The following is a 13,080-nucleotide window of genomic DNA, read 5'->3' as shown; positions in this document are numbered from 1 at the left end:
GCCTCAGTAAATTGCGGCGCATGACGCACGATTGCCTGATCATTGGAGCCGGGCCGGCAGGCCTGCAGCTCGCGACCCTGCTCGAGCGCGACGGTCACGACTACGTGGTGCTGGAGGGCGGCCCACGGGCGGGCACATTCTTCGAGACCTATCCTCGGCATCGCCAGCTGATCTCGATCAACAAGGTGTGGACCGGGTCGACCGATCCGGAGTTCAATCTACGGTCGGACTGGAACTCGTTGCTGACCGACGATCCGGGGATGCTCTTCAAGTACTACAGCACGCGCTATTTCCCCGCCGCCGAGGATCTCGTGCGTTATCTCGCCGACTTCGCGCGGGGTCTGAACGTCGTTTACGACACCCGCGTGACCTCGGTGTCGAAGACCGACGACGTGTTCACAGTGCGGGCCGGCGACCACAGCTGGACGGCCCGGAGAGTCGTCGTCGCCACCGGCGTCTCCCAGCTCTACCAGCCGCCGATCGAGGGCGCGGACCTGGCCGAGCGCTACGACACCGTCAGCGTGGACCCCACCGATTTCGTCAATCAGCGGGTGTTGATCATCGGTAAGGGCAACTCGGCCTTCGAGACCGCGGACGCGCTCGTCGAGACCGCCGCCACGATTCACGTCGCCGGGCCGCACTCCATCAGGCTGGCCTGGCAGACCCATTACGTCGGGCACCTGCGCGCGGTGAACAACAACTTCCTGGACACCTATCAGCTGAAGTCACAGAACGCCGTTCTGGATGGCACGGTGGAGCAGATCAGCCAGCGGGAGGGCGGCGGATTCCGGGTGCTTTTCCGGTACGCCCGGACGGTCGAGAATCTGCGCGAGCTTGAGTACGACCGGGTCATACTCTGCACCGGATTCCGCTTCGACGCGTCCATCTTCGCCGAGTCGGCCCGACCGGAGCTGGTCATCAATGATCGGTTCCCGGCGCAGACGCCGGCCTTCGAGTCGGTGAACGTCCCAGGTCTCTACTTCGCCGGCACCCTCAGCCAGCAGCGTGATTTCAAGAAGTCCACGAACGGCTTCATCCACGGCTTCCGCTATGCCGCCCGCGCACTGCACCACATCCTCCGCGAGCGGCACCACGGGCAGCCCTGGCCGTCCCGGCAGATTCCCCCGACGCCCGAGGCGATCGCCGATTCGATAATCGCCCGGGTCAACGTGAGTTCCGCACTGTGGCAGCAGTTCTCGGTGCTCGGCGATGTCGTCACCGTCGAGGGCGACGCCGCCCGCTACCGCGAGGAGGTGCCGGTCGCCTATCTGCGGGACGCGGAGCCGGACGTGTTCGCGTTCCTGGTCACCCTGGAGTACGGCCCCGACCACGACCAGGTGGACCCGTTCGACATCACCGTGTCGCGCCCGGCCGAGAACGACGCGACCGCCGCGCACGACGCCAGCTATCTCCACCCCGTCGTCCGGGTGCTGCGCGACGGGCAGGTCGTCGCCGCGCACCACCTGGCGGAGAACCTGGAAAATCAGTGGGACCTGCCGACAGTGCACCGGCAGCCTCTCGAGGTCTTCGTCAAGGGCGTCCTCGCCGATGCCCGCTGACGTCTGGCCGCAGCCCGTCCTCGACCTCCTGGCAGCCGGCGGGGACCGGCCGGTCTTCGAGGACGGGCCGATCGTCACTACCGCTTCGGTGATGGCGGGTCTGATCCGGCGCATCATGGCCGGGCTGCGCTCGTCCGGCGCGGGGCCCGGAGTGGGCGTCACGCTCGACCTGCCGGTCACCGCCCCCGCCTTCGCCGCCACGATTGCCGCCTTCGCCGTCGGGGCCCGGGTGTCCGGGTGGCGTGCCGACCTGAGCCCGGCACAGCTGTCCGGCTCCCTCGTCGTCGACTCGGCTCAACTGGCCGCGCTCGCCGAGCACCCCGACGACGGGCTGCCCCTCGTCGCGGCCGGACGGGCCGAGGATCCCGCGCGGATCACCTGGACCAGTGGCAGTACGGGGACGCCGAAGGGTGTGGTGCAGACCTATGCGGCGATGTCGGCGGCCTGGGTCCCGTACCCGGACCGTTGGCCCCCGGCCATCGCCGAACTGGCCACCCGGATGCAGCGCTACCTGGTCTTCGGCTCGCTGGCCAGTCAGGTGATGCTGGAGTACGGCATCCTCGCCCTCGCGGCGGGCGGCACCCTGGTCGTGGCGCCCCGCCCGGTCTTCCCGGATGCCCTTGTCGAACACCGGGCCACGGCGAGCGTGACCACCGTCGGCAAGCTGCACCAGTTGATCCGGGACCAGCGCGCCAACCCGGTGGACCTGCGGCATCTGCGGGCGCTGATGGTCTCCGGGTCGCCACTCGCGCCGGGCCGGCTGGCGGAGGCGCTCGACGTGCTGGGCCCGGTGCTCTTCCACGGATACGGGCAGACCGAAACGTCGATGATCTCCATGGTGACGCCCGCAGAGATGCTTACCGACACGGCCACGCTCGCCACTGTCGGTCGTCCGGCCGTGGACGTCTCCGTTCGCGACGGGGAGATCTATGTCCGCGCACCCACGCAGGCATCCTCGTACTGGCAGGATCCGGACGAGTCGGCCGAGGTGTTCGTGGACGGCTGGGTGCGTACCCGTGACCTGGGGGAGCTGGACGCCGACGGATACCTGCGGCTGCTCGGCCGGGCGCGGGACGTGATCATCGTCAACGCGCAGATGATCCACGCCGGGCCGGTGGAGCGGGCGCTCGCCGCCGATGCCGCGGTCGCCGAGGCGTACGTCGTCGGGGGTCCGGACGAGATGACCGGCGAGGCCGTGCACGCCTACGTGGTGCCGGTGGCCGGGAGAACACCCGATCCGGACGTGCTGCGTGCGCTCGTGGCCGCACAGGTGAACGACCTCGCGGTGCCACGAACCGTCACGGTCATCGACCGAGTCCCGCTCGGGCCCAGCGGAAAACCGGACAAGAGCCAACTCCCACGACCCGATGACGAGATGTGACGGGCACACATGCCAAACGCCCTGACCGGAAGACCCGGTCAGGGCGTTTGTTGACTGTATGTCCGGTAGGGGCGGGGGTCAGCCCTGGCGGCTCTTCCACTGCGGGTTGGCGCGGTTGACCACGACCACCCGGCCACGACGGCGGACCACCACCGAACCCGGCTTCTGCTTCAGCGCACGCAACGAGCTACGTACCTTCATGTCTGCCTCCTCGGTCTCAGCGGTTCCGAGTATCGAAACGCCACACCCACCCGCAGGATTCCCGGCCGCTCAGCGTCGAACCTTTGCCGCCTCTCAGCCGTACCACTGGGCGGAGGTCATCCTCATGCCCGTACGCCGGCTCCTCGCCACGGTGCTGGTCGCTGCCGCGACAGTGCCGCTGGCCGCCACGCCCGCCGCCGCGCACGGCGCCCCGACCGACCCGGTCAGTCGCGCAGCGGCCTGCGGACCCGAGGGCCGGTACGCGGCCACCGCCGCCTGCCGAGCCGCTGTCGAAGCGGGCGCCGCCGTCCGCGAATGGGACAACGTACGCGTCGCCGCGATCAACGGGCGAGACCGGGAACGGATCCCGGACGGTGAACTGTGCAGCGGCGGGCTGTCGGCGTACCGAGGACTGGACCTGCCCCGCACCGACTGGCCGAGCACCGAGCTGACCACCGGCGCGAAGTTCACCTTCCGGTACCGGACCACCATCGAGCACCGGGGCACCTTCCGGCTCTACGTGACCACCCCCGACTACGACCCGCGCAAGAAGCTGACCTGGGCGGATCTGGAGTCCCGTCCGTTCCTGACCCGGACCGACCCGCCCGTGCGCGCCGGGGCGTACCAGTTGGCGGGTCGGCTGCCGGCGGGCCGCAGCGGCCGACACCTGATCTACACGATCTGGCAGAACTCCAACACCCCGGACACCTACTACTCCTGCTCGGACGTGGTGTTCGGTGGTGCCAAGGCCGGCGCCACCCCGTCGAAGGCCACCCCGTCGAAGGCCGCCGCGACGAAGAGCGCGCCGCGTACCGCCGCGAGTGCGCCGGCCGCCACCGGGTCGGCGGTGGCCGCGGCGGCCGATCCCGGCGTGCCGGTGGCGTCGGTGACCGACCTCAGCGGCCGGTGGCCGGTGCTGGCCGGTGCCGCCGCCGTGCTGGTCCTGGCGCTGCTGATCGGTGCCGGACGGCGACGCCGCAGCGCCGCCGCGCCTGTGGGCCGGCAGTGCGAGGTCCGCAACCACCGGGCCGGGCGGCGCCGGATCTGGTGACCCGACCCGCCCGGGACCCGGAGGTGTTCAGCCGAGATGGCGCTCGATCTCGGCCAACTCGTCGGCCGTGAAGTCGAGGTTGTCCAGGGCGGCGATGTTCGTCTCCAACTGCTCGACGCTGCTCGCGCCGATGATGAGGCTGGTCATCCGCGGGTCACGCAGCGCCCAGGCCAACGCGAGTTGTGCCAGCGACTGGCCACGCCGCTCGGCGACAGCGCCGAGGCCACGGATCGTTGCCATCTTCTCCTCGCTGAGGTCGCTCTCGTTGAGGAAGACGCTTGTGCGAACCCGCGAGTCGGCCGGGATGCCACCCAGGTAGCGGTCGGTCAGCAGGCCCTGCGCCAACGGGCTGTACGCGATGCAGCCCGCGCCGACCTGCTCCAGCGTGTCGAGCAGGCCGTCGGACTCGGTCCAGCGGTTGAGCATCGAGTATGACGGCTGGTTGATCAGCAGCGGCGTACCCAGCTCACGCAGGATCGCGGCGGCCCTCGTGGTCTGCTCCGAGTTGTAGTTCGAGATGCCGACGTAGAGGGCCTTGCCGGAGCGGACGATGGCGTCGAGCGCCCCCATCGTCTCCTCGAGCGGGGTGTCCGGGTCGAACCGGTGCGAGTAGAAGATGTCGACGTAGTCCAGCCCCATCCGGCCCAGCGACTGGTCCAGCGACGAGATCAGGTTCTTACGCGAGCCCCACTCGCCGTACGGGCCGGGCCACATCAGGTACCCGGCCTTGCTGGAGATGACCAGCTCGTCCCGGTACGGCTTCAGGTCGGTGGCGAGCATCCGGCCGAAGTTCTCCTCCGCCGAACCGGGCGGCGGACCGTAGTTGTTGGCCAGGTCGAAGTGGGTGACACCCAGGTCGAAGGCGCGGCGCACGATGTCGCGCTGCCGTTCGAAGGGGCGGTCCGGGCCGAAGTTGTGCCACAGGCCGAGCGAGACGGCGGGCAGCCGCAGGCCACTGCGTCCGCTGCGCCGGTAGGTCATGGTGTCGTAGCGGTCATCCGCGGCGAGGTAGGTCACGATCATGAGCCTAGCTCCGGCCCAGCCTAGCGGGGATCGGGCGTGGAAACCGGGACATCGGGGTAGTTTCGACTCAATGCCGCGTGCCCGGTTCGCCGGCCAACGGGAAAGTGAGCACAGTGGACGACATCACCGCGCTGATCCTGGACGACCACGCCGCCTTCCGGCGTGGCTTCGCCCGCCTCGACGACGCCCGCGACGAGCAGGAGATGCTCGCCATCTGGGACGCCCTCGCCCTGCACCTGGACATCCACGCCGAGGCCGAGGAGGCGATCCTCTACCCGCACCTGGTCAAGCACGGCGACGACGGCGAGGACGAGACCGCCGACGCGATCGGCGACCACAACAAGATCCGCGACGCCATCGCCGAGGCGAAGCTGCACCCGGTCGGCTCGGATCAGTGGTGGGAGGCGGTCGGCACGGCCCGCCGGGAGAACAGCGAGCACCTGGCCGAGGAGGAGGACGAGGCGCTGCCCGACTTCCGCCGGCACGCCAGCACCGAACTCCGCGCCGAGCTGGGCCAACGCTGGCTGACCTTCTACGGCGAACACAAGAACGGTCGCAACCTCCCGTTCCGCGACAAGGACCCGCAGCAGTACGTCGCCGACCACCGCTGACATCTCCCCGACGCGGGGGAGTCGCCGGGACCGGTCCCGGCAGCAGAATGGCGAGGTGACCCTCCGAGCGGCGCTGGCCCCGTTGGTCGCCGGCACCACCTGGCGACGCGGCGTGTTCCTGCTGCTCGGCGGCGTGCTGGCGCTGCCGTACGTGCTCCTCGCGGTGACCTTCGCCCAACTGCTCGCCGACTCGGCGATCCCGCGCCCACTGACCTACGTCCTGCTGGTCATCGCGGTGTTGATCGCCGTCGTCCCGTTGCTGCTGGACGGCAGCCGGGCTCTGGAGATCGCCGCCGTCCGGGCCCTGCTCGGTGTCGACCTGCCCGACCCCGCGCCCGGCCACCACGGCGACCGGGAGACCCGGCTGCGCAGCGCGCTCTGGATCGCCACCCACCTCATCGTCGGCGCGCTGGTGATGCTCGCGCTGTTCAGCGCCCTACCGATGGCGCTGGCGTTCATCGCCCAGCAGTTCGGCATCGGCGCCGAGCTGACCAGCCGGGAACAGTTCGGGCCACTGGACGGGCAGGACAGCGGATGGCTGACAGTGACCGGGGTGCTCCTGCTGGTGGGCCTCGGCTACGCCGTCGCCGGGCTCGGCGCGCTCGCCGGGTCCATGGCGCCGGTGCTGCTCGGCCCGGCCCAGGCGGAACGGATCGCCGCCCTCGAAGCGCGCGCCACCCGGCTCGCCGAACGCAACCGGCTGGCCCGGGAGTTGCACGACTCGGTCGGTCACGCGCTGACAGTGGCCACCCTCCAGGCCGGGGCCGCCCGCGAGGTCCTCGACACCGACCCGGAGTTCGTCCGGCGGGCGCTCACCGCCATCGAGGACGTCGGGCGCAACGCGATGGACGACCTCGACCACGTGCTCGGGCTGCTCCGGGAGAACGGACGCGACAGGCCCGTGGTGGCGCCGCAGCGTACCCTCGCCGACCTGGACCGGTTGGTCACCGACGCCCGCGCGGCCGGCCTGGCCGTGCACGCGCATCGCGCCGGCGACCCGGCACGGGTGCCCGCTGTGGTCTCCCGGGAGGGCTACCGGATCGTCCAGGAAGGACTGACCAACGCCGCCCGGCACGGCCACGGGCCGGTGACGGTACGCCTGGACCTGCACCGCGACGCGCTGGAGTTGGAGCTGGTCAACACCGTGAACCACAGGGACCGGACCCGGCTGGGACGGGGCGGTCGAGGTCTGGACGGCATGCGGGAGCGGGTGCTGCTGCTCGGCGGCCGGCTCACCGTCGGCCCGGACGGCGACCGGTGGCTGATCCGGGCCCGCCTGCCCTACGAGGAGACGCGATGACCACCGGCGTGCTCATCGTCGACGACGACGAGCTGATCCGGATCGGGCTGCGGGCCATCATCGACGCCCAACCCGACCTGCGCGTGCTCGCCGAAGCCGCCGACGGGGCCGAGGTGCCGCCGCTGGTCGCCCGGCACCGGCCCGACGTGGTGCTGATGGACGTGCGGATGCCCGGCATCGACGGCATCCAGGCCACCCGGCACCTGCTGGCCACCTCCGCCGACCCGCCCCGGGTGCTGGTGGTCACCACGTTCGCCAACGACGAGTACGTCTACGAGGCGCTGCGCGCCGGCGCCTCCGGGTTCCTGCTCAAACGGGCCCGGCCCGCCGAGGTGGTGGAGGCGGTCCGGGTGGTCGCGGCGGGTGAGTCGCTGCTCTTCCCGGCCGCGATCCGCCAGCTGGTCGGGGCGTACGGGCCGGCGGGCGGCGACCGGTTGGGTGGTGCCCGGCTCACCGAACGGGAGGCCGAGGTGCTGCGGTTGATGACCACCGGCCGGTCCAACCCGGAGATCGCCGCGCACCTGGTGGTCGGGGTGGAGACCGTCAAGACGCACGTCGGCAACGTGCTGGCCAAGCTGGGCGTCCGCGATCGTACGCAAGCGGTCATCGCCGCCTACGAGTCCGGCTTCGTCACCCCGTCCGGCTGATCGGTCCCTCCACCGGGGGAGCGGGTTCACCGCCGGCCGGGAGGGAATCCGGCGGCTGTCCGTCGAGGCTGAGAGCATGACAACGATCACTGCCTCCCCACCCCGTGCCGACTCCCGCTGGCCGGACCGGCTCGCCCCACTGGCCGCCGGTTGGCTGGGCCTGTGGGGCGTACTCGCCCTGATCAGCACGCTCACCGGCGCCGGCTACCCGTTCGGCCCGAACGACCCCCACGGCGGCGACGTCAGCCTGCTGCGCCTGGTGCCGGTAGAGGTGGCCACGCCGCTCTTCGCCGGCGTGCTGCTCACCGCCGCGGTGGCCGCCCTGGCCATGAGCCGCCCGGCGGCGCGCCCACCTGGCCCGCTGCGGGCGCTGCTCGCCGGCTACGGCTGGGCGGTCGCCTTCGTGCTCGTCCTGGTCGTGCCGGATGTCCGAGTGCTGGTCATTCTCGGCTACCTGCCGATACTGATCGTCGGGGCGCCGTTCGGCTGGCCGCCGATCGACTACTCCGACGTCTTCAACTGGGCGCTGTTCGGCCGGTTCGCGGCGCTGGCCGGCGGGCTGCTGGTGGCTGGGGCGGTGCTCGTCTGGCAGCGCCGCACCGCTGGGGCCTGCGTCGGCTGCGGCCGCGCCGACACCGCCCAGGGGTGGACCACCCGGGCCGCCGCCACCCACTGGGGCCGGTGGGCCGCCGGCATCGCCGCGGCCATCCCATTGACGTACGCGGTGACCCGGTTCGCCTGGGCGGCCGGCATCCCGCTCGGCATCTCCCGCGAGTTCCTGACCGAGATGCAGGACAACGGGCTGGTCTGGGCCGGGTTCGGGCTGGCCGCCTTCGCCACCGTCGGCGCGATCCTCACCCTCGGCCTGGTGCAGCGCTGGGGCGAAAGGTTCCCGGGCTGGATGCTCGGGCTCGCCGGCCGTCGGGTGCCGGTGAAGCTGGCCGTGGTGCCGGCCACCCTGGTCGCCATCTCCGTGACCGCCGCCTCGCTGGGGCTGCTCAGCAATCCGAAGTTCTGGGAGCTGACCGGCGGGTTCAGCCTGACCGGGGCGCCGATGCTGCTCTGGCCGCTGTGGGGCGTGGCGCTCGGCGTGGCCACCTACACGTACCACCTGCGCCGCCGCGGCACCTGCCGGCGTTGCGACCGGGGCTGAGGGTGGGAGCGGGGGTGCCCCCGATGCCCGGGGCGCCCCCGCGAATGTGAGCTAGCGTGGGTCGGGTGACTGCGCCTACCCCGGTAATCCCGGTTCCACCGGCCGACCTGCCCGGCACGCTCGGCGCGCTACGGGCGGCCGGTCACCAGTACCGCACCGTCAAGCAGGAACTCCGCGACAACCTCCTCGCCCGGATGCGCTCCGGCGAAACCCGTTTCCCCGGCATCGTCGGCTACGACGACAGCGTGCTGCCCGAGGTCGAGCGGGCCCTGCTCGCCGGCCACGACATGGTGCTGCTCGGCGAGCGAGGCCAGGGCAAGACCCGGCTGATCCGCTCGCTGGGCGCGTTGCTCGACGAGTGGACCCCGGTTCTGCCCGGCTCGGTGCTCAACGAGCACCCGATGCACCCGCTCACCCCGGCGTCCCGCGCCCAGGTCGCCGAGGCCGGCGACGATCTGCCGATCGGCTGGCTGCACCGCTCGATGCGGTACGCCGAGAAGTTGGCCACCCCGGACACCAGCGTCGGCGACCTGATCGGTGACGTCGACCCGATCCGCATCGCCCAGGGTCGTACCCTCGGCGACCCGGAAACCATTCACTTCGGGTTGGTGCCCCGCACCAACCGGGGCATCTTCGCCGTCAACGAGCTGCCCGACCTGGCCGAACGCATCCAGGTGGCGCTGCTGAACGTGCTGGAGGAGCGGGACATCCAGGTTCGCGGCTACCAGCTGCGCCTGCCGCTGGACCTGCTCCTGGTGGCCAGCGCCAACCCGGAGGACTACACCAACCGGGGCCGGATCATCACCCCCCTCAAGGACCGGTTCGGCGCGGAGATCCGTACCCACTACCCGGTCGACCTGGAGTTGGAGCTGGCGCTGATCCGCCAGGAGGCCGACCTGGTCGCCGAGGTGCCGGAGCACGTGCTGGAGGTGCTGGCCCGCTTCGCCCGCGCCGTCCGGGAGTCGCCGTCGGTGGACCCGCGCTCCGGTGTCTCCGCCCGCTTCGCCATCGCCGCCGCCGAAACGGTCGCCGGTGCCGCGCTGCGTCGCGCCGGCCTGCTCGCCGCCTCGGACACCCCGGAGGGGCGCCCCGAGGCCGCCGTTGCCCGCGTCGGTGACGCGGTGTCGGTGACCAGCACACTGCGCGGCAAGGTCGAGTTCGAGAGCGGCGAGGAGGGCCGGGAGACCGAGATCCTCGCGCATCTGCTGCGCACCGCGACCGCCGAGACGTTCCGAGCCCATCTCGCCGGGCTGGACCTGTCCGGGTTCACCGCCCTGGTCGAGGACGGCGCCGCGATCGAGACCGGCGAGTTGGTCAGCGCCACCGAGTTGCTGCGCCAGGTCGGCACCGTACCCGGGTTGGCGAAGGTCCTGGACCGGCTCGACCTGGGCGACGCGCCGACCTCGGAGGAGGCTGCCGCCGCCGTCGAGTTCGTGCTGGAGGGGCTGCACCTGACCCGCCGGCTCGGCAAGGACGTCACCGACTCGGGGCGCACCGTCTACGGCGGCCGGGGCTGACAGTGGCCGGCAACCGGTTCCGTTACGGGCAGTGGAACGGCGGGCCCGACCCGCTCGCACCCCCGTACGACGTGCGCGAGGCGGTGGACGCGGTCGGTGCCGAGGTGCTGGCCGGCGGCAGCCTGCGGGAGGCGCTGCGCGACCTGTTGCGCCGTGGCCCGCAGGGACGGGGTGGCCTGGACGACCTGGCCGCCCGGGCCCGGCGGCTGCGCCGGGAGGCGATGCGCAGGGGTGACCTGGACGGCGCCGTGACCAGGGCCCAGGCCCTCCTCGACCAGGCCCTCGCCGCCGAGCGGGACCAGCTGCGGGGTCGCGACGACGACGCCGCGCGGTTCGCCGAGTCGGTGCTGGACAATCTGCCCCGCTCGACCGCACGGGCGGTGGAGGAGCTGTCCGGCTACCAGTGGGCCAGCGACGACGCCCGCCGTTCGTACCAGCAGATCCTCGACCAACTCCGCGACGACGTGCTCGGTCAGCGCTTCGCCGGACTGCGCGACGCGGTGCGCGCCTCCGCCGACCCGGCCGCCCAGCAGCGGCTCGCCGAGATGATGGGCGACCTGAACGACCTGCTGGCCCGGCACGGTCGCGCGGAGGACACCACCGACGCGTTCGCCGAGTTCATGCGCCGACACGGCGACTTCTTCCCGGAGAAGCCGGAGACCGTCGACGAGTTGATCGACGTGCTGGCCCGCCGAGCGGCGGCCGGTGAGCGGCTGATGAACTCGCTCTCCGACCGGCAACGCGCCGAGCTGGCCGGCCTCATGCAGCAGTCGCTCGGCGACCGCCTCGCGGGCGAGATGTCCGCGCTCGACGCGAACCTGCGGGCGCTGCGACCCGATCTGCGTTGGGGGCGGGGCGAGCGGGTCCGCGGCGACCAGCCGCTGGACTACGCCGACGCGGCCGGCGCGTTGGGTGAGATCGGCGAGCTGGACGACCTGCTGGACCAGCTCGACCAGGAACACCCGGGGGCGACCCTCGACGACGTGGACGTCGACGCGGTGGCGCGCACGCTGGGCCGGGACGCGGCCGACGACGTACGCCGACTGCGCGATCTGGAGCGGGAGCTGCGCCGCCAGGGTTGGGTGAGCCGGGACGCGGAGGGGCTCACGCTGAGCCCGAAGGCGCTGCGCCGGCTCGGTGGGACCGCGCTGCGGCGGGTCTTCGCCGATCTGACGGCCGGGCCGCGCGGCCAGCACGACCTCCGCTCGGCCGGTGCGGCGGGCGAGGTCAGCGGCGCTTCCAGGCCCTGGCAGTACGGCGATGAGCAACCGTTGGACGTGGTCCGGACGTTGACCCGGGCGGTCAGTCGGGCCGGGCCGACGGTTCCCGTGCAGCTCGCGGTGGACGACTTCGAGGTGGTGGAGACCGAGAAACGGGCCTCGGCCGCGGTGGTGCTCTGCGTCGACCTGTCGTACTCGATGATCTCGCAGGGTCGTTGGGGGCCGATGAAGCAGACGGCGCTGGCGCTGGCACACCTGATGGAGACGCGCTTCCCGCAGGACGCCCTGCAGATCGTGGGCTTCGGCCGGGAGGCGATGACGCTCACCCAGCAGGAGTTGGCGGCCGTGGAGCCGGACATGGAGCAGGGCACCAACCTCCAGCACGCGCTGCGGTTGGCGGGCCGGCACCTGCGCCGACACCCGGACGCCGAGCCGATCGTGCTGGTGGTCACCGACGGCGAGCCGACCGCCCACCTGGACCCGGACGACGGGGAGGCGCTGTTCCACTGGCCGCCGCTGCCGGAGACGATCGAGGCGACGGTCCGCGAGGTGGACCGGCTGAGCCGCTACGGTGCCACGCTCAACCTGTTCATGCTCGGCGACGACCCGGGTCTGCGGCGCTTCGTGGACGCGGTGGCCCGCCGCAGCCGGGGCCGCATGTTCACCCCGGACACCGACGACCTGGGCGAGTACGTGGTCAGCGACTACCTCCGCTCCCGCCAATCCCGCCGCTAACTCCCGTTGGGGCGGGTTGACTGGGGGGATGGAGAGCGGGGGATTGCGGCGGGCCTACGGTGCCCTGTTCGCGGAGGTCGACGCCGGCGGGTTCGGTCCGGCTCCGGAGGGGCAGCTCAGCGCCGAGCAGATCGTCGCGCACCTGGTCGCCAACGACGAGCTGATGATCCAGGCCACCGAGGCGCTGCTGGCCGGGTCGCCGTTCGCCTACTACGAGTTGGAAGAGGACATGCACCGTCCGCAGCTCGACGCGCTCGCCGCCGAGCAGGGTGGTCTGCGTGGCCTGACCGCGCTGCTGCACGGCACCAGCGATCGGCTGTGCGGGCTGGTCGACCAGCTCGGCCTGGCGGCCGAGACCCCTGTCGCGACGCACCTACGCGAGGGCTTCGACCTCATCGTCGACGAGCCGCTGCCCTGGTCCCGCACCCTGGACCTGCACATGCGGGTGCACCTGCCGAAGCATCAGTCCCAGCTGCATGTCCTCCGGTCCTGAGCGACGTCGATCGGCCGGTCAGCGCCGCAGGTCTTGCCCAATTGAGCGTGATGTCTGTGAGTCATCACGATGACCCACAGACATCACGCTCACAGCAGTGCTGCCCACCCCGCCCCAAGCCCGCCGCCGATCTTGCACTTTCTGTCCCGACAATCGTGGCATAAGAGGGCAAGTCAACAGCAGTAAGCG

Annotated in this window: 12 protein-coding genes; 10 read left to right on the top strand and 2 right to left on the bottom strand. The window is 71.6% G+C overall.

Annotated elements, in window-relative coordinates; genetic code table 11:
- The first annotated feature begins 20 nt into the window (after positions 1 to 20).
- Together KBX71_RS10875 and KBX71_RS10870 are read left to right on the top strand one after the other, a co-directional pair.
- The gene (locus tag KBX71_RS10875; protein ID WP_210817832.1) at positions 21 to 1,559 is read left to right on the top strand and encodes an NAD(P)-binding domain-containing protein; all 1,539 of its coding nucleotides are present in this window, start codon (positions 21 to 23) and stop codon (positions 1,557 to 1,559) included.
- Positions 1,549 to 2,940 (top strand): class I adenylate-forming enzyme family protein, encoded by a 1,392-nt coding sequence (locus KBX71_RS10870; RefSeq protein WP_210817831.1) that lies wholly within the window; start codon positions 1,549 to 1,551, stop codon positions 2,938 to 2,940. Before KBX71_RS10875 ends, KBX71_RS10870 begins: the two co-directional genes overlap by 11 nt.
- Before the next feature lie 78 nt (positions 2,941 to 3,018).
- On the opposite strand, the gene KBX71_RS10865 is transcribed toward KBX71_RS10870, so the two are convergent.
- Positions 3,019 to 3,141, bottom strand: coding sequence for a 50S ribosomal protein L36 (locus KBX71_RS10865; protein ID WP_030490864.1), 123 nt, complete (start codon positions 3,139 to 3,141; stop codon positions 3,019 to 3,021).
- 124 nt (positions 3,142 to 3,265) lie between these two features.
- On the opposite strand from KBX71_RS10865, the gene KBX71_RS10860 reads away from it, so the two are divergent.
- Positions 3,266 to 4,192, top strand: coding sequence for a lytic polysaccharide monooxygenase (locus KBX71_RS10860; RefSeq protein ID WP_210817830.1), 927 nt, complete (start codon positions 3,266 to 3,268; stop codon positions 4,190 to 4,192).
- Positions 4,193 to 4,219: 27 nt separating this feature from the next.
- On the opposite strand, the gene mgrA is transcribed toward KBX71_RS10860, so the two are convergent.
- Positions 4,220 to 5,215, bottom strand: coding sequence for an L-glyceraldehyde 3-phosphate reductase (mgrA, locus tag KBX71_RS10855; RefSeq protein WP_091393918.1), 996 nt, complete (start codon positions 5,213 to 5,215; stop codon positions 4,220 to 4,222).
- A gap of 113 nt (positions 5,216 to 5,328) precedes the next feature.
- On the opposite strand from mgrA, the gene KBX71_RS10850 reads away from it, so the two are divergent.
- The 7 genes from KBX71_RS10850 (at position 5,329) to KBX71_RS10820 (ending at position 12,891) form a co-directional block, all read left to right on the top strand.
- The gene (locus KBX71_RS10850; RefSeq protein WP_030331463.1) at positions 5,329 to 5,826 is read left to right on the top strand and encodes a hemerythrin domain-containing protein; all 498 of its coding nucleotides are present in this window, start codon (positions 5,329 to 5,331) and stop codon (positions 5,824 to 5,826) included.
- 55 nt (positions 5,827 to 5,881) lie between these two features.
- Complete coding sequence (locus KBX71_RS34405) at positions 5,882 to 7,126, top strand: sensor histidine kinase (RefSeq protein WP_210817829.1); 1,245 nt, start codon at positions 5,882 to 5,884, stop codon at positions 7,124 to 7,126.
- The gene (locus tag KBX71_RS10840) at positions 7,123 to 7,773 is read left to right on the top strand and encodes a response regulator transcription factor (protein WP_210817828.1); all 651 of its coding nucleotides are present in this window, start codon (positions 7,123 to 7,125) and stop codon (positions 7,771 to 7,773) included. Before KBX71_RS34405 ends, KBX71_RS10840 begins: the two co-directional genes overlap by 4 nt.
- Before the next feature lie 76 nt (positions 7,774 to 7,849).
- Positions 7,850 to 8,926, top strand: coding sequence for a hypothetical protein (locus KBX71_RS10835; RefSeq protein ID WP_210817827.1), 1,077 nt, complete (start codon positions 7,850 to 7,852; stop codon positions 8,924 to 8,926).
- A 56-nt stretch (positions 8,927 to 8,982) separates the two neighbouring features.
- Positions 8,983 to 10,443: a sigma 54-interacting transcriptional regulator gene (locus tag KBX71_RS10830; RefSeq protein ID WP_210817826.1), complete on the top strand. Its 1,461-nt coding sequence runs from the start codon at positions 8,983 to 8,985 to the stop codon at positions 10,441 to 10,443.
- Between the two features lie 2 nt (positions 10,444 to 10,445).
- Positions 10,446 to 12,398, top strand: a complete 1,953-nt coding sequence (locus tag KBX71_RS10825) for a VWA domain-containing protein (RefSeq protein WP_210817825.1) — start codon at positions 10,446 to 10,448, stop codon at positions 12,396 to 12,398.
- Between the two features lie 28 nt (positions 12,399 to 12,426).
- Positions 12,427 to 12,891: a hypothetical protein gene (locus tag KBX71_RS10820; RefSeq protein ID WP_124821484.1), complete on the top strand. Its 465-nt coding sequence runs from the start codon at positions 12,427 to 12,429 to the stop codon at positions 12,889 to 12,891.
- The last annotated feature ends 189 nt before the right edge of the window (positions 12,892 to 13,080 follow it).

The organism is Micromonospora sp. D93 (assembly GCF_018070365.1).
GTDB lineage: Bacteria > Actinomycetota > Actinomycetes > Mycobacteriales > Micromonosporaceae > Micromonospora > Micromonospora ureilytica.
This window is presented reverse-complemented; position numbering and strand designations above follow the sequence as displayed.